We start from the raw sequence: 17,429 nt of genomic DNA on the forward strand, positions 1-17,429 counted from the left end.
CCTCACACGTCGGGTGCCGCCGTGACGACCCCCGCCGCGACCGCCGCGCTCAGGGCGGCGTGGTCGGCGGCGTTCTGCTCGGCGTAGGCGAGGGCGAACTCGGCGACGGCGCGTTCGAAGGTGTCGGCGCCGCCGAGATAGCCGGCGAGGGCGACGCGGTCGCCGGAGCGGGCGTGGGCGCGGGCCAGGGCGGTGCCGCACAGCCGGGCATAGGCGAGAAGGTCGGCGGCGCCCATGCCGGCGACGTCCGCCGAGGCCTTCATGTCCCGCAGCTGCCGCCAGTAGAAGGCGCGCCCCTGGGGTCCGGTCATCCAGCCGAGGAAGATGTCGCCCGCGGCCTGGAGCAGCCGCTGTCCGGCGACGACCCGGTGCCCGGCGTGCCCGTACGGCCCGGTCGGCAGATGGTCCTCCAGGACGGACTTGCGGGCCTCCTTGATCTGGAGGAACAGCGGGTCGTCGGCGTCGCGTCCGGCGAGCAGGACGACGAAGCAGCGCAGGCCGACGCTGCCGACGCCGACGACCTTGCGGGCGGCGTCGACGAAGCGGTAGCGGTCGAGGAGGAGCCGGCGGTCCTCGGAGAGGGTGGAGCGGTAGTCGCTGAAGATCTTGCGCAGGGCGGCGCTGTCGGAGGCGCCGGCGGCCTGGAGGAGCGGCGGGTCCTGGATGATGCGGCGCCGCCCGTCGACGACCTCCGTCAGCCGGCCGAGCGCCTGGAGGCTGGTGCGGCGGCGGGCGCGGGTGAGACTCGCCCGGACGCGGTCGCGGTGGCGGGCGGAGCGGGCGAGGAACAGCAGCTGCTCGGCGTCGATGCGCTCGTACCAGACGGCGAGTTCGCCGAGCCGGGCGAGGCGGCGCATGGCGGTGCGGTAGGCGGCGGCGGTCTCCAGGGCCGCGCGGCGCACCTTGGGTTCCGGGTGGCCGTTCTCGCGGGCGGCCACGGCGACGGAGACGGCGAGCCGTTTGACGTCCCACTCGAAGGGGCCGGGGAAGGTCTCGTCGAAGTCGTTGACGTCGAAGAGCAGGGCCCGTTCCGGGGAGGCGTAGAGCCCGAAATTGAGCAGATGGGCGTCGCCGCACAGCTGCACGGTCAGCCCGGTGTGCGGCTGGGCGGCCAGGTCGGCGGCCATCACGGCGGCCGAGCCGCGCAGGAAGGCGAACGGCGACGCGGTCATCCGGCCGTACCGGATGGGCAGCAGTTCGGGCAGCCGGTCCCGCCCCTGCCGCTCGAGTACGGCGACGGGGTCGGCCCGGTCGAGGGACGGCAGCCAGAGTCCGTGCCCGGAGCGGGGCACCCGTCTGCGCGCGTCCCGGCCGCGCCGGGAACGGTCGGCGGGGGTGGTCATCTGCGTCGTCCCTGCATGGCACGCCTCCTGTTCGCAGTGAAGAGGGGCGGAGGGTGGTGCGCATGCCGGGGTCGGCGAACGGGTGACGGGCGCGGGGGCGGGCGGACCGGGGGCGGGCCCGTTGTCAGTGGCGTCGGGGAGGATCGGGACAAGGACAGAAGTCCGAGGTCCGGGGAGCGGCACCAAAGGCCGACAACCGAAGGCCGAGGGCTGATGGCTGAGCGCTGATGGCTGAGCGCTGATGGCCGAGGCCCGAGGACGGCGGACCGAGGGCGGGTGACGGCGGGTGGAGGCCGGTATGGGTGACGGTGCGCGGTACATCGGCGTGGCGGAGCGGCGGGCGCGGCTGGCGCTGCGGCACCGGCTGGCCCCGCAGGCGCGGGCCGGGACGCCCGAGGAGGTGGCGGACGCGCTGGTCGCGCTGCACGGCAGTGACCCGGCGACGGTGTACCTGGCGGTGGGGGCACGGCTGACGGACGCGGCGAGCACCGTGGCAGGCACGGACCGGGCGCTGTACGAGGACCGGACGCTGGTCCGGATGCACGGCATGCGGCACACCGTCTTCGCGTTCCCCACCGGGCTGACGGCGGTGGTGCACGCCTCGACCGGCCTGACCGTCGCCGCGCGGGAGCGGGCGGCGCTGCTGAAGGACATGGCGAAGGCCGGCGCGCCGGACGCGGCCTGGCTGAAGGAGGTCGAGGAGGCGGCGCTGTCCGCGCTGGGCCGGCTGGGCCAGGCGACGGCGGCCGAGCTGGCCCAGGAGGAGCCGCGGCTGCGGGAGCGGTTCGTGTACGCGGCCGGGAAGCCGTACGAGGGTGTCCACACCGTCGCGACCCGGCTGTTGAGGGTGCTGGGGGTGGAGGGGAAGGTGGTCCGGGGGCGCCCGCTGGGTTCCTGGACGTCGAACCAGTTCCGCTGGGCCCTGGCGCCCGAGCATCACGAACTGCCGCCGTCGGACGCCCAGGCGGAGCTGCTGCGCCACTGGCTGACGGCCTGCGGACCGGCCACGGAGGCGGACCTCAAGTGGTGGACGGGCTGGCGGGTCACGGACGTACGGCGGGCGCTGGCGGCGATCGGGGCGCGGGCGGTGTCCCTGGACGAGGGCACGGGGTACGTCGTCGAGGGGGACGTCGATCCCGTGGCGGGGCCGCGGGAGCCGTGGGCGGCGCTGCTGCCCGGCCTGGACCCGACGGCGATGGGCTGGCAGGGCCGCGACTGGTATCTGGCCCCGGAGCTGCGGCCGGCCCTGTTCGACTACAGCGGCAACGTGGGGCCGACGGTGTGGTGGGACGGCCGGGTGGTCGGCGGCTGGGCCCAGCGGCCGGACGGGGAGATCGTCTGGCGGATCCTGGACCGCGCGGGAGCCGGCCGGGACGCGGAGACGGCGGTCGCCGCGCAGGCGGAGCGGCTGGCGGCGTGGCTCGGGAGCACCCGGGTGACGCCGAGGTTCCGGACGCCGGTGGAGAAGGAGTTGGCGGGGTGAGGTGGCCCGGGGGTCACGGGGCCGGGGGCGCCGGGGGCCGCCGTGGGGCGGCGGCACCCGGCGTCACGGCTCACCGTGAGTAGCGCATCAGCGCCCGCACCATGTGGCAGGTGGTGTCCGACGGCGGATGTACACCGATCAGCACCGCGGTGCTGCGGATCTTCGCGTTGCGGGCCTGGGCCGGGTGGACACCCAGGTCGAGCAGGGCGATCGCGAGGCGCATCGCCTTGAGGCGGCGGTTGTGCGTGACGTACCACTCACGCGGCTGCCCGGGCGGCAGCACCCGCTTCTCCACGGGTACGTACGGCAGGTCGAGCTGGACGGGACGCTTCGCGGTGGACTGGGTCGGCAACGGCTTCGTCTTGAGTGCGGCAGCGGGCACAGGCATCCTCCTGTCGCGGTCGGGGTCCCGGTCCGGAACCTCCGGCGGAACCCTCGAACACTGCTTCTATTCTACCCGCCCCCACTGACAAAAGCCCCTGGCCACAGGGGCGTTCGGCGCGTTGTGACGCTACCGTGAGGCACATGGAGATCTGGATCAACCCCGCCTGTTCCAAGTGCCGCAGCGCCCTCACCCTTCTCGACGCCGAGGGTGCCGACTACACGGTCCGCCGCTATCTGGAGGACGTCCCGAGCGTGGACGAGATCAGGGCCGTGCTGGAGCGTCTCGGGCTGGAGCCGTGGGACATCACCCGTACCCAGGAGGCCGTCGCCAAGGAGCTGGGCCTCAAGGAGTGGGCCCGGGACGCCGGTTCGCGCGACCGCTGGATCAGCGCCCTCGCCGAGCACCCGAAGCTCATCCAGCGCCCGATCATCACCGCCGAGGACGGCACGGCGGTCGTCGCCCGCACGGACGAGGCCGTACGGGATGCTCTGTCCCGGTAGTCAACGGTTCGTCCGCCGAGGGGAGTTCGGGCCGTGCGCGCTGTTACCCTCCGCCGCCATGACCTTCGGTGATCAAGGACTCCCCAACGGAACGCCCGACCCGTACGGAACGTCGAGCCCCTACGGCACACCCGACCCGTACGCCCAGTACGCGGCCGAGCAGGAACGCATACGCCGGCGCCGGCGCAACCGGCGTGCGGTGGCGGCCGGGGCGGGTGTCGTCCTCGCCGCCGCGATCGCGGCCGGCGCCGTGACGGTCGCCGGGTCGGACGACGACACCCCGCCCGCCGCCGCACCCGCGACCGCCTCCCGCTCGGCCACCGGCCTCTCCGCCACCACCCCCGCCGTCCCCTCCGTGGAGGTCGGCCTGCCCTCCGACGCGCCGAGCGCGCTCCCCTCGCTGCTCGCCCTGCCGATCGTCCGCCCCGAGGAGGCGTTCCCGGCGAAGAGCGTGCGCCTGTCGGACGGTTCCCGGTTCACCCGCGTGGAGCTGGCCACCACCACCGACTGCGCCCGGGGGATGTCCCCGGAGCTGGCCGAGCTGATCACGCAGGGCGGCGCGTGCTCCCGGATGACGGCGGGCCTGTTCACGGACACCGACCGGCTCTCGCAGGTCACGGTCACGGTGCTGAGCTTCGAGCGGGTCGAGGACGCCTCGCGGGTGTTCGCGATGGCCTCGATGGACCCGGTGACGTACCAGGTGGTCTCGCTCGACCCGCCGCCGGAGGCCGGTATGCCGACCGTGCCACCGGGTTCGGCGGGGGTCTTCCGGCGGGTGATGACGGTCCGTTCGGTGGTGTTCGCCAACGGGCAGTGGGGTGACGGAAAGGAGACCGGCGAGGCCGAACTCACCGGTCAGACCGAGGGGTTGCTGGGATATGTACGGGACAAGGTGGTGGCGCACGAGGAGGGAAGGACGGGCTGACCCGGCCCTCGACCCTCATGTGACGCACGCCACTTGAGCTGACTCCTGTAACCGCTGAGTAACTTGGTTCGGTATCTCGTACATAGCGGCGTACGCTCCCCTACCTCTCAGGAGGCGCACATGTCGCGCAGGAGAACCCTCAGCACGAAGAAGAAGCTCGCCCTGCTGGTGAGTGCCGCGACCGTGGCGGGAGGCGGCGCCTTCGTCATGGCGGCCACCTCCAACGCCGCGCAGCCCGCGCAGACGGCCGCCGAGTCGACCGTCTGCCAGGGGCTCGCCACCGCCCTCGGCAACAACCAGACGTTCATCGACGGCCAGCGGGCCAATCCGGACGCGCAGTCGGCGGCCCGGATCGCCAACCGCGAGGCCGTCATCGCGCAGATCAAGGTGCAGCAGAAGGCGTCCGGCTGCGTCGTTGGGGAGTCGGCTCAGGGCTCCCAGGCGACGCAGCCCTCGCAGGCTGCCTCCGCGCCGGCCGCTTCCGCTCCCGCGGCCTCCGCGCCGGCCGGGAACACGGGCAACGCCGGGAACGCCGGGAACACGGGCAACGCCGGCAACAACGGCGGCGGTGCCGCCGCCTCCGGCCAGCAGGTATGCAACGGCTCCACCGTCACGCTCTCGGGCGAGGGCGGCGCCCCGGCCGCGTCCAGCAACCAGTTCCCGGCCGGAACCAAGCTGAAGGTCACCAACCTGGACAACAACAAGTCCACGACCGTCGAGGTGACCTCGGTGTCCGGCAGCTGCGCGCTGCTCAACAACGCGGCCTTCGAGCAGGTCCGCGAGCCCGGCAAGTTCCTGATCCGCCGTGCTCTGATCGAGAAGGTGGGGTGACGCCCGACCGCCGAGGAGATCGCTGAGGCGGCGGCCCGTTCCGGAGGGTGCGGCGAACGGCAGACGTTCGCCGCACCCGGGCCGCCACCACGTACGTGTCACGGGTCCCGCTGTTCGCGGCCACGAGCAGCGGGACCCACGCACGCGGACCCTTCAGGCAGGACGCGCGGCGGACACGCCGTCTCGGCCCGGCGCAGGACCGAGCCGGGCCGAGGAGGAACAGACGGCGTGTCCGCTCCCGTCGCGGGAGCGCGTCCCCGCACACGCGCCCCCGCGTACGCGCCGCACGCCCACCGAGGAAACCGGGCCGCACAGCACCCCGGTTCGCGAACCGCAACGGTGCGCACCCGACGGCCGTCCGCGCGCCGATCGTCCCGAGGGACGCGGCGCGGGCGGCGGGGCGCGTCCGGCCGACGACACGGATGCCCCCTTTCCGGGGCTCCCACTCCCATCGCATACGAGCCGCCCGCACCGGGCGTCTGCTCCCGCGAACGGCAACCTTCGGCCCGGCCGCCGCCCTCACACCGTGACTCCCACCACAGAACCACCAGGTAACACGGGGTTCACATTCGAGCAATGATCGGGAAATCGCCTGTTGACAAGCTGCCGGGCAGACAACAGCGGCGCCCCAGTGCCGCAGCGCCGCAGCACCCGCAAGTGCGTCAGACACACCCCGAAGGAAGTGGCCCGTGACCTTCAAGGCTGAGTACATCTGGATCGACGGCACCCAGCCGACCGCCAAGCTCCGTTCCAAGACGAAGATCATCACGGGCGAGCCCGTCGGTCTGGACGAGCTGCCGATCTGGGGCTTCGACGGGTCCTCCACGAACCAGGCCGAGGGCCACTCCTCGGACCGTGTCCTCAAGCCGGTCTTCACCTGCCCCGACCCGATCCGCGGCGGCGACGACATCCTCGTCCTGTGCGAGGTCCTCAACATCGACATGACCCCGCACGAGTCCAACACGCGTGCCGCGCTGGTCGAGGTCGAGACGAAGTACGGCGCCCAGGAGCCGATCTTCGGCATCGAGCAGGAGTACACGTTCTTCCAGGACGGCTACCCGCTCGGCTTCCCCAAGGGCGGCTTCCCGGCCCCCCAGGGCGGCTACTACTGCGGTGTCGGCGCCGACGAGATCTTCGGCCGTGAGGTCGTCGAGGCCCACCTGGAGAACTGCCTGGCCGCCGGCCTCGGCATCTCCGGCATCAACGCCGAGGTCATGCCCGGCCAGTGGGAGTTCCAGGTCGGCCCGCTCGCCCCGCTCGAGGTCTCGGACCAGCTGTGGATCGCCCGCTGGCTGCTCTACCGCACGGCCGAGGACTTCGGCATCGCCGCCACCCTCGACCCCAAGCCGGTCAAGGGCGACTGGAACGGCGCCGGCGCGCACACCAACTTCTCCACGAAGGCGATGCGCGAGGGCTACGACGCGATCATCACCGCGTGCGAGTCGCTCGGTGAGGGCTCCAAGCCGCTCGACCACGTCAAGCACTACGGCGCCGGCATCGACGACCGTCTGACGGGTCTGCACGAGACCGCCCCGTGGAACGAGTACTCCTACGGTGTCTCCAACCGTGGCGCCTCGGTCCGTATCCCGTGGCAGGTCGAGAAGGACGGCAAGGGCTACATCGAGGACCGCCGTCCGAACGCGAACGTCGACCCGTACCTGGTGACCCGTCTGATCGTGGACACCTGCTGCGCCGCCCTGGAGAAGGCCGGCCAGGTCTGATCCCGACCGCTTCCCGGAAGGGGGCGCCCGCCTACTCGGCGGGCGCCCCCTTCTGCGTATCGTGCGTCGTCATGGGGACCGACGGGGTGGAACAGACGGAGGAGTCCGGCGTGGCGGGGGACGACACCACCGCCGTGGAAGCCGTGAGCGAGTCCGCCGAGGCGGGCGACGTCGCCGCGCTGCTGCGGGCGATGGAGTCGCCCCGCGCGGACGTGCGCGCGAAGGCGATGGACTGGCTCGCCTCCGCGTCCTGGAGCGAGGACGACCTCGCCGTGGCGACCGCGCGCGCCGTGCCCGAGCTGGCCCGGCTCACCCTGGCGGAGACCGGTCACCGGGCGGAGCTGCTGTGGCTGCTCGCCGCGCTCGCCGACCGGCCCCCGTGCCCCGACGAGGACGGCTCGGCCCGGCGGACGGCGGCGGAGGCGCTGCCGGCCCTGCTGCCCTTCGCACACGACGGCGACCCGGCCGTACGGGACGCGACGCTCGCGCTGATCGCCGCGTGCGGCCGGGAGGAGGACCTGCCGCTGCTGCGGGCCCGGCTCGGGCGGGAGCCCGACCGGCTGGTGCGCGCCCACGCGGTCACCGCGCTCGCGCTGCTCGATCCGGGCGACGGCGCCTGGCGGCACGGTCTGCTCACCGACCCCGAGCCCCGGGTGGCGCTCGCCGCCGCCGAGGACCTGCTGCGCACCGCGCGGCTCCCGCTGCCCGGCCCGCTGGTCGACCACTGCGCACGGGCGTACTCGGCCGACCCCCATGAGCCGGACAACGCCCTGTGGCCCGGCCGGCACAAGCCGTTCACGGACCGGCTCCTGGAGGACCCCGAGGCCGCGCTGCGGGCCCTCGCCGGCGGGGTGCCGCTCGCCTACGAGATCACCGGGCACTGGCGTGACCGCGAGGCCGAGGTGCTGCCCTGGGCGCTGCGGGAGACCGGCGGCGAGGACTGGGAGCTGTACCGGCTGGCGCAGTTGACCCGCGCGCTGCCGCCCGAGGAGCACGCGCGCGTGCGGCAGCATGCGCTGCCGTATCTCTCGTCGGGCCCGCCGGACGTCCGGGCGGCGGCAATCACCGTGCTGGCCCGCGCGCGGACGCCGCAGGCGGTGCCGGAGGCGGTACGGCTGATCGAGGAGGACCCCGGTTCGTACGGCACCGCCCGCGCCGTCACCGCGGTGGCCGACGAGTTCGGGGCGGCGGCGCTGCCGGCGGTACGGGCCCTGGCCCGGCGGCTCGACGACGTCCACTCCGAGCTGGTCCCGGTGCTGGCCCGGTTCCCCGAGGCGGCGGTGGACGTCGTCGAGGAGCTGACGGTGCTGCTCGCCCGTACGGGCACCGGGTACCCGCCGGTCGCGGTGGCCGTGCTGGACGCGCTGGGGCCGGCCGCCGGCCCCCTGGCCGAACGGGCGCTGCTGGACTGTGTGACCGGGCGCGCCCACAGCTCGGTGTCGGCGGTCGCCGCGGTGGCGCACCACCGGGTCGGCGGCGACCCGGAGCCGGCCCTGGCCTTCTTCCACGAGGAGATGACCGCCTTCGGCCCCGGTCTGACGATGCAGTGGGCGAGCCGGCTCGGGCCGGCGGCCGCTCCCCTGCTGCCGTTCATCGAGCCCCTGCTGGCCGGCGACGCAGCGGCCTGTGCCGCGCAGGCCGTCTGGCGTATCACCGGCCGTACCGAGGACACCCTGGAGCCGCTGGCCCGCCGGGCCGTCGCGTGGGAGCGGATCTACCGCGGTCTTCCCCACCCCGTGCCCACCCTGACCGAGATGGGGCTGCTGCCGCGCTTCGCCGTGGAGCCGCTGCGCCGCGGAGCCGAGCAACGGCGGCGCGTCGTCCACGACTTCATGACGGGGGACGCCCTGCACGCGGACTACGTCGCCCGGACCGCCGTGCGCGACCTGCTGGAGACCGCCCGGATCGTGGACTGAACCGCCCGCCCCGCACCGGGGATCCGTCCACGCTGTGAGAGAAGTCTGCTGTTACGGGCGGGTGTCTGCTTCAATGGGGCCATGGCCAGCTTCCAGAAGGACACCGCGACGGGTCGCCATGACCTCGAGCCGTTCTGGCCCTCCCGTCAGCACCACGATTTCGACCGGGTGTGTTGCCGCGCGAAGAACGCGCCGGCCCTCTAAAGCCGTACACCCCCGGCCTTCGGCCAGCGCGCACGACGTACGTCCCTCGACGAGCCCGACCACGAATCGCGGCCGTCGTCCCCCCAGACGAACTTCTCGCGCGAAAGAGCTGACCTCTCATGGCGACCACTCGTTCCCTCTCCTCCGCTCCCCTCGCCCCCGTCTCCCCGGCCGCTCCCGCCCGGCACCGGCTGCGCGCCGTCGACCGGGACGAGGTGATCGACGTCACGGACTTCCTGCCGCCGGGCGCCACCTGGCTGCCCGCACCGCAGGACACCCTGCCCACGCTGCCGGGCCGGCCGCCGATGATCGGCTACCTGGTGCTCGTCCCGGCCGACCAGCAGCCGCCGTTCCTGCCGGTGGCGGTCCCGGACCGGCCCGCTCCGGACGCGGCCGACCCGCTGGTGCGGATCGACCCCGTGCAGCGCACCGCCGCCGTGGACGGCCGCGAACTCGACCTCACCTACCTGGAGTTCGAGCTGCTCGCCCATCTGGTGACCCACCCGAACCGGGTGCACACCCGCGACCAGCTCGTGACCACCGTGTGGGGCTACGGCCATGTCGGCGACGGCCGCACGGTCGACGTCCACATCGCCCGGCTGCGCCGCAAGCTGGGCACGGACCACCGCCGGACGATCCAGACGGTGCGCCGGGTCGGCTACAAGTACACCCCGCCGACCGGCCGCTGAACCCCTGTCTCTGCCCTGAGCAGAGCACGGCTGCGCCGCACGCCCGGTCCGGGCAGACTCACCTCCATGAGACTTCTGGTGCTGGGTGGTACGGAGTTCGCGGGGCGGGCCGTCGTCGAGGCGGCCCTCGGGCGGGGCTGGGACGTGACGGTCCTGAACCGGGGACGGCACGCACCCGTCCCCGGAACCCGTTCGCTGACCGGCGACCGCACCGCGCCCGGGGGCCTCGACGCGCTCGCCGAGGGCGCATGGGACGCGGTCGTCGACACCTGGTCGGCGGCGCCCCGCGCGGTGCAGGAGACGGCACGGCTGCTGCGGGGCCGGGTCCGCCGGTACGTGTACGTGTCGAGCTGCTCGGTGTACGACTGGGCCCCGCCCGCCGGATACACCGAGGACGCGCCCCTGGTCGAGGGCGCCGAGGCGGACGCCGGACAGACCGACTACGCCCACGACAAGCGGGGCGGCGAGCTGGCCGTCGTCGAGGCGTTCGGCGCGGAACACTCCCTGCTCGTACGGGCCGGGCTGATCCTCGGCCCGTACGAGAACGTCGGCCGGCTGCCCTGGTGGCTGACCCGGATCGCCCGCGGCGGCCCGGTCCTCGCCCCCGGCCCGCACGACCTGCCCCTTCAGTACGTCGACGTCCGCGACCTCGCCGAGTGGACGCTCGGGGCCGTCGAGCAGGAGCTGAGCGGGCCGTACAACCTGATCAGCCCGCAGGGGCACACGACGATGGGCGAGCTGCTGGAGGCCTGCGCGCGGGCCACGGGCTCGGACGCCGAACTGCGGTGGACCGAACCCGAGATCATCCTCGACGCGGGCATCGAGCCGTGGACCCAGCTGCCGGTGTGGGTGCCGCCGGGCACCGACCTGCACGACGCCCTGCACGCGGCCGACGTCTCGCGGGCGGTCGCGACGGGCCTGTCCTGCCGCCCGGCCGAGGAGACCGTGGCCGACACCTGGAGCTGGCTGACGTCGATCGGCGGCACGGCGCCCCAGCGCCCGGACCGCACCCGCAAGGGCCTGGACCCGGAGGTCGAGGCGAAGGTGCTGGCCGGGTCGGGGGGTGTACCTGGCACCACCTCCTGACCGGGGGCTTCGGGCCAGTGACCGGCGGTCCGCGGCTCGGCCAGACTGACGGCATGAACACCGACACGAAGGACGGCGGCGGCTCACGGACGAGGGCCGTCGTACTCGCCGCCGTACAGGGGCTGGTGCTGGCCCTGGCGGTCCTGCCCTCGACCGTGCTGTGCCTCGTCCTGACCCTCGTCTCCCTGGCGCTGATCCCCCTCGGTGTCGGCCTCGTCACGACTCCGTGGGCCCTGGCCGTGGTGCGGACCCTGGCGGGCACCCGCCGCAGGCTGGCGCAGGAGTGGTGCGGGGTGCGGATACCGGTGGTGTACCGGCCGGTTCCGGCGGACGCCCGCCCGTGGACCCGCACCGCCGGGCTGCTCCGTGACCCGCAGACCTGGCGGGACCTGCGGTGGCTGCCGGTGGACATGACGGCGGGCTTCGTGACCGCGCTGCTGCCCGCCGTGCTGCTGCTCTACCCGCTCGAGGGGTTCGCCGTGGCCGCCGGGTGGTGGCGGGTGCTCGCCGACGGCGGGACCTACTGGTACGGCTTCGTGCCGGTCACCGACCAGCCGACCGCGCTCGGCGCCGCCGCCACCGCCGCGGTCCTGCTGGTCGCCGCCTACCCGCTCGCCCCGCGGCTGCTGGTCGTCCACTTCCGGCTCACCCGGGCCCTGCTGGCCTCGCCGCAGGAGGAACTGGCGGCCCGCGTCAGGGTGCTGACCGAGACCCGGCGCGACGCGGTGGACACCTCCGCCGCCGAACTGCGCCGCATCGAACGGGATCTGCACGACGGGGCGCAGGCCCGGCTGGTGGCGATGGGCATGGACCTCGGCACGGTCGAGATGCTCGTCGACAAGGACCCGGAGCAGGCCAAGCGGCTTCTCGCGCAGACCCGCCGGTCCTCCGCCGAGGCGCTCGCCGAACTGCGCGACCTGGTGCGCGGCATCCACCCGCCGGTGCTGGCCGAACGCGGACTGGGCGACGCCGTACGGGCGCTGGCGCTCAGGCTGCCGGTGGCGACCGAGGTCGAGGTGGACCTCCCGGGCCGGGCGGACGCGCCGGTGGAGTCGGCCGCGTACTTCGCGGTGAGCGAGATCCTCACCAACGCGGTCAAGCATTCCGGCGCCGACCGGATCTGGGTCGACCTGCACCACGGGGAAGGGCGGCTGCGGATCTCCGTCACCGACAACGGCCGGGGCGGCGCGGCGCCCGGGGCCGGTTCGGGGCTCGCCGGGGTCGAACGCCGGCTGGGTACATTCGACGGTGTCCTGGCCGTCAGCTCCCCGGCGGGCGGCCCCACCATGGCGACCATGGAGATCCCTTGCGCGTTGTCCTAGCCGAAGACCTGTTCCTGCTGCGGGACGGGCTGGTGCGGCTGCTGGAGGCGTACGACTTCGAGATCGCCGCCGCCGTGGAGAGCGGGCCGGAGCTGGAGCGGGCCCTGGCCGAACTGGAGCCGGACGTCGCCGTGGTCGACGTCCGGCTCCCGCCCACGCACACCGACGAGGGTCTCCAGTGCGCGCTGACGGCCCGCCGCGCCAGGCCGGGCCTGCCGGTGCTGGTCCTCTCGCAGCACGTCGAGCAGCTGTACGCGCGCGAGCTGCTCGCGGACGGCAGCGGCGGGGTCGGCTATCTGCTGAAGGACCGGGTGTTCGACGCCGAGCAGTTCGTGGACGCCGTGCGGCGGGTCGCGGCGGGGGGTACGGCGATGGACCCCCAGGTGATCCAGCAGCTGCTGGCCCGGCGCAGCGGCGACCGACAGAGCCCTGTGACTCGCCTCACACCTCGCGAGCGGGAGGTGCTCGAACTGATGGCGCAAGGCCGGTCGAACACCGCGATCGCCGGCAAACTGGTCGTCACCGAGCGGGCCGTCGCCAAGCACACCGCGAACATCTTCGTGAAGCTCGGTTTGGAGATCTCGGACGACGACAACCGCAGGGTACTGGCGGTGCTGGCCTATCTGGACCGGGACCGGTGATCGCTCAACTCGCGTGAAGTGTGCGGTTGTTGGGGTCGTTTTGTCGTACGGGTCTCTCATCAATTTCTGAGTCCGCTGAACACCTCTGCGACGACATGCGTAAGGGAGGGGGCAGCTTCACTCCTGTCGGGCGCCTCGATGCTGCCCCGCAAGGAAGTCAGAGGAGTTCCATGGGACGCAACACACGTAAACGCCGTTCGTCGATGGCCACGAAGGCCGTGGCAGCATCGGCGGCCCTAGCGCTCGGCGGGGGCGGGCTGATCTGGGCGAACTTCTACGCTTCGGCACACGAGTCGAAGTCCGGCCAGAACTCGACCAAGGCCGCCACCGCGGCCGCTCAGGTCGCCACCATCTCCTGCCCGGACGTGGGGCAGAAGCTGACGAACGTTCCCAGGGGGGCGCGTCAGGGCGTGGCAACCGAACTGGCGAACCTCGACAAGCAGATCACCGAGGCCTACACCCGGCTCGCCTCCACGCGTCAGGCGCAGTCGAAGGACTCCGGTTTCGTCCAGAACGCGATCGTCGGCCCCCTGAAGGAGAAGCGGGCTGCCACGATCGACCGGATCCGGATCAACATCCAGCGCGCCGGCGGCCAGTTCAACAGCCAGCTCAGCCAGCTCGCCGCCTGCACCACCCAGGGCGCCAACACCAACGCCGGCCAGGCCGGCGGCGGGCAGAACAACGGCGGCCAGCAGCAGAACGGTGGTCAGCAGCAGAACGGCGGCCAGCAGCAGAACGGCGGCCAGCAGAACGGCGGTCAGCAGAACGGCAACAACGGCCAGCAGCAGAACGGCCAGGGCGGCAACGGCCCGGTCGCCGCGGACTTCGTGGACATCACCAAGGTCCAGGGCAACGCGCAGCTGGGCGTCGGCGCCAACGGTCTCGCGGCCAACGGCAACAGCGGCTCGCGCGGCACGTTCACCACGCGGTGCGGCACCAACGGCAACGACAACCACAACACGGACAACGTGATCGTCGCCCCCGGTGTCACCAACGGCGCGCACCACCTGCACGACTACGTCGGCAACCAGAACAACGACGCCTTCGCGAGCGACCAGGAGCTGGCCGGCGCGAGCACCACCTGCCAGAACCAGGGCGACAAGTCCTCGTACTTCTGGCCGGTGCTCCGTCTCCAGAACGGTACGCAGGACTTCGACCAGAACAACGACGGTGGCGGCAAGGAAGGCAACGTCGGCAAGATCCTCCAGCCGGCGCAGGCCCAGCTGAAGTTCGTCGGCAACAAGAAGGGCAAGGTCGTCGCGATGCCGACGGCCCTGCGCATCATCACGGGTGACGCGAAGGCCTTCGTCAACGGCAACGCCAACGCCAACGTCAACTGGAGCTGCACCGGCTTCGAGAACAAGGTGCAGCTGAAGGACAAGTACCCGATCTGCCCGCAGGGCAGCCAGGTGGTGCGGACGACCAACTTCCAGAGCTGCTGGGACGGTCAGAACATCGACAGCGCCAACCACCGCACGCACGTGTCCTTCGTCCAGGCGGACGGCACCTGCGCCAACGGCTTCAAGGCGATCCCGCAGCTCCAGGTCCGGCTGGTCTACAACGTCCCGGCCCCGAAGCTCCAGAACGGCACGGTCGTGAACCCCTACGCGGTCGACACGTTCCCGGAGAACCTGCACAAGCCGATCACCGACCACAACGACTTCATCAACTTCTTCTCCACGAACACGATGAACAAGCTGGTCAACTGCATCAACACCGGCAAGCGCTGCCAGTGACGCCCTGATCTGACGCCGAAGGCCGGCGGTGAGGACTCCTCACCGCCGGCCTTCTCGTCGTCCGGGCTCAGTGACCGGAGTGCGTGGCGCCCTCGGAAGGGTCGCCCGACACGTGCGCCGAGTGGTCCGTGCCCTCCTCGATGTCACCGCCGAGGGTCTTGCGCAGCGCCGTCACGGTGCTGGTCTCGCCCACGGCCACCCACTTGCGGCCGACCAGGTAGTGGCCGCCGTAGTCCTTGGCGCCGTTGATCCACTCGCGCTGGCCGCGGTCGGTGGCGAAGGTCGCCAGGATGAACTTGCCGGCCGCGTTCTTGCAGATGGCCTGGCGGATCTCGTCCGCGTCGGTCTGCATGTTCGGTTCGCACTTCACCTCGGCGGCCAGGTGCTCCAGGCTGCCGGTCGCCGTCGTCGGCACGGACGCCTCCTTCGAGCCCCCGTCGGAGCCGCCGCAACCGGTCAGCACCAGCGCCGCCACAGCGGCGGCCGCCGCGAGCATCGGTCGGGTCACGTTCATCTGTCCTCCCTGGAGAGCCTCGTCCTGGATACGGCTCCCGAGCGCGGTCCGCTCAACCTACCGGTGTCACCGCCCGGCGCACCGGGCGAGCGCCCCGCCCGGTGCGCGCCACGGGCGGCCGCCGCGCACACCGCTCCCGCGGGGGTGACCCACCCGGACGGCCGGTGACCATCCACCGGCACGCTCGTTCTGCTGGACGTGCAGTCACAGGATGTCGCCCCGCGCCACGCCGCCGGTCCCGCCGGCCGGACCGTCGACGTCGAGCAGGCCGAGGCCGCGCTCGTCGAGCACTACCCGCGCCTCGTCCGGCTCGCCTACCTGGTGCTGCCGCCGGGCCGCGGCCGGGGCCGCCGCGTCCTGACCGCCCACGCCCTCGCCCAGCGCGCCCTGCCCCGCGGCCGCTCCGCCGCCCCGGTCATCCCGGCCCAGTCCACCGGCCACGCCGGGGACCCCGGATACGCCTACGTCCGCCTCCAGGTCGTCCGTACGGCGCTGGAGGCCGGTCTGCCGCTGCGGCGCGGGGCGTGGCCCAAGCGTGCGCAGCTGCCGCCGCTGTTCCCCCAGGTGTGGGGCCTGCGGCTGTTCCCGCGCTCGGGCGGCGCCGACGAACTCGCCCTGGACCAGCGCCTGGCCGGCCTCCCGGGCCCGGCCCGCGCCGCCTACGTCCTGCGCGGCCTGGAGAAGCTGCCCGACGGCGATGTGCGCAAGGTCCTCACCGAGGCGGGCGTCGAGGACGTCGACGCCGCGCTGAGCGAGGCCGACACGGTCCCGGCGGCCCGGTACGCGCTGCTCGACTCCCCCGAGTTCGACGCCTGCTCGCTCCAGGCCCGGCCCACCGATCTGATGCGCCGCCGCCGGCACACCCGGGCCGCGCTCGCGGCCGCGGCGGCGCTCGCCGTGTGCGGCGCCCTGGTCGCGCTGCCCGGCGACGGCTGGGGGCCCGACGGCGCGGCGGCCCCGTCGTACGCGCGCAACCCGGCCGCCGAGGCCGCGCTGGACCCCGGCCGGCTGATCAAGGTCTCCCCGGTCGCCTGGAAGACCTCCGCCCGCCTGGACTTCTCCGTCTGGCCCGCCCGCGGCGGCCTCGCCGGCGACACCGCGCTGCTGCGCCGCGCCCTCGCCGTCTGGGCCCGCCCCGGTGAGACGGTACGGGTCTCCGCGACCCCGGAGACCCCGTTCGGCGGCCCCGCGGGACCGCCTCAGCTGCTGTACGCGGGCGAGGTCGACGGCGCGCGCGTGGTGATCCTGCACGACGGTCTGCGCATCGCCCGGTACGCCGAGCCGAAGGAGGGCACGACCGGGGCGGCGCTGGACTTCGCACGGGTCGACGGCGCGACGCGCGCCGAGTCGGGCGCGCTGGTCCTCGGCCGGGCCGACGGCAACGTCCGCTATCTCACGGCTCCCTGGATCACCGGGGCAGGCGAGCGGGACCTGTCCAAGCCGGGCGCCGGGGTGATGGACCTGGCGCTGACCGACGGCATCACCGCGCCGCTGGCCAGCCCCGCCACCCGGACCGGCACCTGCACGACCTGGAACGTCCTCCAGCTCACCGACGCCACCGGCGGCCAGCTCCTGACCGACCTGGGCGAACTCGTCCCCGCCCGGCTCACCACGGGCAAGCCGTCCTCGGTCGGGCGCGCGACGGGCGCCGAGGCGCTCAGCACCTGGGCGCCGTTCGCCTGTTCGCTGGCCGATGTGCGCGGACAGGGGGTGCGGACGGTCAACGCCTGGCCGTACGCGCGGCAGTCGCTGCCCGACGGCAGCGGTTCGGCGTCCTGGGCGTGCACGCGCGCGGAGACCTGGCGGGGGGACGGCAGCCGGGTGCTGGCCCAGTTCCGTACGCCGGGCGGGCTGTTCGGGGCGGCCGTGGCGAAGGCCGGGGACGTGCCGGCCTGCGGTCCGCGCGATCCGCATGTGCTCGCCGGGGTGCTGTGGAAGTCGGAGGGCGGCACCTGGTACCTGCTGGCCGCCGGTGACCGCAGGACGGTGTCGGTGCGGGCGAGCGGCGGGGTGAGCGGGTCCGCGCAGGGGAATCTGCTGGCAGTCCGGACCGAGCGGGGCGCGAAGGCGAGCCTGAAGGGCACCCTGGCGGACGGGCGCTCGGTCGACGGCCTCGGCTGATCCGCGCACGGG

16 protein-coding genes are annotated in these 17,429 nt (G+C 73.4%); 13 read left to right on the plus strand and 3 right to left on the minus strand.

The genetic code is table 11. The features are described 5' to 3' along the window. Positions 1-2 precede the first annotated feature (2 nt). Entirely contained in the window at positions 3-1,343 is a 1,341-nt protein-coding gene (locus IE275_RS28490; RefSeq protein ID WP_189714304.1) for a DUF2252 domain-containing protein, read from the minus strand. 298 nt (positions 1,344-1,641) lie between these two features. Here IE275_RS28490 and IE275_RS28495 point away from each other — a divergent pair, with 298 nt between their 5' ends. Next, entirely contained in the window at positions 1,642-2,826 is a 1,185-nt protein-coding gene (locus IE275_RS28495) for a winged helix DNA-binding domain-containing protein (protein ID WP_189714305.1), read from the plus strand. Between the two features lie 70 nt (positions 2,827-2,896). On the opposite strand, the gene IE275_RS28500 is transcribed toward IE275_RS28495, so the two are convergent. Beyond that, positions 2,897-3,208 (minus strand): hypothetical protein, encoded by a 312-nt coding sequence (locus IE275_RS28500; RefSeq protein ID WP_189714306.1) that lies wholly within the window; start codon positions 3,206-3,208, stop codon positions 2,897-2,899. Positions 3,209-3,351: 143 nt separating this feature from the next. Here IE275_RS28500 and IE275_RS28505 point away from each other — a divergent pair, with 143 nt between their 5' ends. The 11 genes from IE275_RS28505 to IE275_RS28550 all read left to right on the plus strand — a co-directional run bounded on the left by IE275_RS28505 (position 3,352) and on the right by IE275_RS28550 (position 14,782). Then, positions 3,352-3,711 (plus strand): arsenate reductase family protein, encoded by a 360-nt coding sequence (locus tag IE275_RS28505; protein ID WP_189714307.1) that lies wholly within the window; start codon positions 3,352-3,354, stop codon positions 3,709-3,711. A 58-nt stretch (positions 3,712-3,769) separates the two neighbouring features. Continuing rightward, positions 3,770-4,636 (plus strand): hypothetical protein, encoded by an 867-nt coding sequence (locus IE275_RS28510; protein ID WP_229870661.1) that lies wholly within the window; start codon positions 3,770-3,772, stop codon positions 4,634-4,636. 120 nt (positions 4,637-4,756) lie between these two features. Next, the gene (locus IE275_RS28515; protein ID WP_189714308.1) at positions 4,757-5,467 is read left to right on the plus strand and encodes an SCO2207 family protein; all 711 of its coding nucleotides are present in this window, start codon (positions 4,757-4,759) and stop codon (positions 5,465-5,467) included. Positions 5,468-6,156: 689 nt separating this feature from the next. Then, on the plus strand, positions 6,157-7,188 hold the full coding sequence (glnII, locus tag IE275_RS28520) for a glutamine synthetase (protein ID WP_189714309.1): 1,032 nt from the start codon (positions 6,157-6,159) through the stop codon (positions 7,186-7,188). A gap of 71 nt (positions 7,189-7,259) precedes the next feature. Next, positions 7,260-9,104 (plus strand): HEAT repeat domain-containing protein, encoded by a 1,845-nt coding sequence (locus IE275_RS28525; RefSeq protein WP_189714310.1) that lies wholly within the window; start codon positions 7,260-7,262, stop codon positions 9,102-9,104. A gap of 81 nt (positions 9,105-9,185) precedes the next feature. Further along, positions 9,186-9,308, plus strand: a complete 123-nt coding sequence (locus tag IE275_RS46875; RefSeq protein WP_268255296.1) for a hypothetical protein — start codon at positions 9,186-9,188, stop codon at positions 9,306-9,308. A 119-nt stretch (positions 9,309-9,427) separates the two neighbouring features. Next, complete coding sequence (locus IE275_RS28530) at positions 9,428-9,997, plus strand: winged helix-turn-helix domain-containing protein (RefSeq protein WP_189714311.1); 570 nt, start codon at positions 9,428-9,430, stop codon at positions 9,995-9,997. Positions 9,998-10,063: 66 nt separating this feature from the next. Next, positions 10,064-11,083 carry an SDR family oxidoreductase gene (locus tag IE275_RS28535; protein ID WP_189714312.1) on the plus strand — a complete coding sequence of 340 codons (1,020 nt, stop codon included), beginning with the start codon at positions 10,064-10,066 and terminating at the stop codon, positions 11,081-11,083. Positions 11,084-11,136: 53 nt separating this feature from the next. After that, positions 11,137-12,405, plus strand: coding sequence for a sensor histidine kinase (locus tag IE275_RS28540; RefSeq protein WP_189714313.1), 1,269 nt, complete (start codon positions 11,137-11,139; stop codon positions 12,403-12,405). After that, complete coding sequence (locus IE275_RS28545; RefSeq protein WP_189714314.1) at positions 12,390-13,046, plus strand: LuxR C-terminal-related transcriptional regulator; 657 nt, start codon at positions 12,390-12,392, stop codon at positions 13,044-13,046. The genes IE275_RS28540 and IE275_RS28545 overlap by 16 nt, the downstream gene beginning before the upstream one ends. A gap of 170 nt (positions 13,047-13,216) precedes the next feature. Further along, a complete protein-coding gene (locus IE275_RS28550; RefSeq protein WP_189714315.1) occupies positions 13,217-14,782 on the plus strand; it encodes a DUF1996 domain-containing protein in 1,566 nt (521 codons plus the stop codon). A 67-nt stretch (positions 14,783-14,849) separates the two neighbouring features. Here the strand turns inward: IE275_RS28550 and IE275_RS28555 are convergent, their stop codons facing one another. Further along, complete coding sequence (locus IE275_RS28555) at positions 14,850-15,296, minus strand: hypothetical protein (protein WP_189714316.1); 447 nt, start codon at positions 15,294-15,296, stop codon at positions 14,850-14,852. A 198-nt stretch (positions 15,297-15,494) separates the two neighbouring features. On the opposite strand from IE275_RS28555, the gene IE275_RS28560 reads away from it, so the two are divergent. Continuing rightward, complete coding sequence (locus IE275_RS28560; protein WP_189714317.1) at positions 15,495-17,417, plus strand: hypothetical protein; 1,923 nt, start codon at positions 15,495-15,497, stop codon at positions 17,415-17,417. Positions 17,418-17,429 lie beyond the last annotated feature (12 nt).

It is taken from the genome of Streptomyces phaeofaciens (assembly GCF_014648915.1).
Taxonomy (GTDB): Bacteria; Actinomycetota; Actinomycetes; order Streptomycetales; family Streptomycetaceae; genus Streptomyces; species Streptomyces phaeofaciens.

What these genes read in the sequence shown, in the direction of transcription:
- IE275_RS28490 (WP_189714304.1), bottom strand. Translation starts at nt 1,343, where the DNA reads ATGACCACCCCCGCCGACCGTTCCCGGCGCGGCCGGGACGCGCGCAGA.
- IE275_RS28495 (WP_189714305.1), top strand. Translation starts at nt 1,642, where the DNA reads ATGGGTGACGGTGCGCGGTACATCGGCGTGGCGGAGCGGCGGGCGCGG.
- IE275_RS28505 (WP_189714307.1), top strand. Translation starts at nt 3,352, where the DNA reads ATGGAGATCTGGATCAACCCCGCCTGTTCCAAGTGCCGCAGCGCCCTC.
- IE275_RS28510 (WP_229870661.1), top strand. Translation starts at nt 3,770, where the DNA reads ATGACCTTCGGTGATCAAGGACTCCCCAACGGAACGCCCGACCCGTAC.
- IE275_RS28515 (WP_189714308.1), top strand. Translation starts at nt 4,757, where the DNA reads ATGTCGCGCAGGAGAACCCTCAGCACGAAGAAGAAGCTCGCCCTGCTG.
- IE275_RS28525 (WP_189714310.1), top strand. Translation starts at nt 7,260, where the DNA reads ATGGGGACCGACGGGGTGGAACAGACGGAGGAGTCCGGCGTGGCGGGG.
- IE275_RS46875 (WP_268255296.1), top strand. Translation starts at nt 9,186, where the DNA reads ATGGCCAGCTTCCAGAAGGACACCGCGACGGGTCGCCATGACCTCGAG.
- IE275_RS28530 (WP_189714311.1), top strand. Translation starts at nt 9,428, where the DNA reads ATGGCGACCACTCGTTCCCTCTCCTCCGCTCCCCTCGCCCCCGTCTCC.
- IE275_RS28535 (WP_189714312.1), top strand. Translation starts at nt 10,064, where the DNA reads ATGAGACTTCTGGTGCTGGGTGGTACGGAGTTCGCGGGGCGGGCCGTC.
- IE275_RS28540 (WP_189714313.1), top strand. Translation starts at nt 11,137, where the DNA reads ATGAACACCGACACGAAGGACGGCGGCGGCTCACGGACGAGGGCCGTC.
- IE275_RS28550 (WP_189714315.1), top strand. Translation starts at nt 13,217, where the DNA reads ATGGGACGCAACACACGTAAACGCCGTTCGTCGATGGCCACGAAGGCC.
- IE275_RS28555 (WP_189714316.1), bottom strand. Translation starts at nt 15,296, where the DNA reads ATGAACGTGACCCGACCGATGCTCGCGGCGGCCGCCGCTGTGGCGGCG.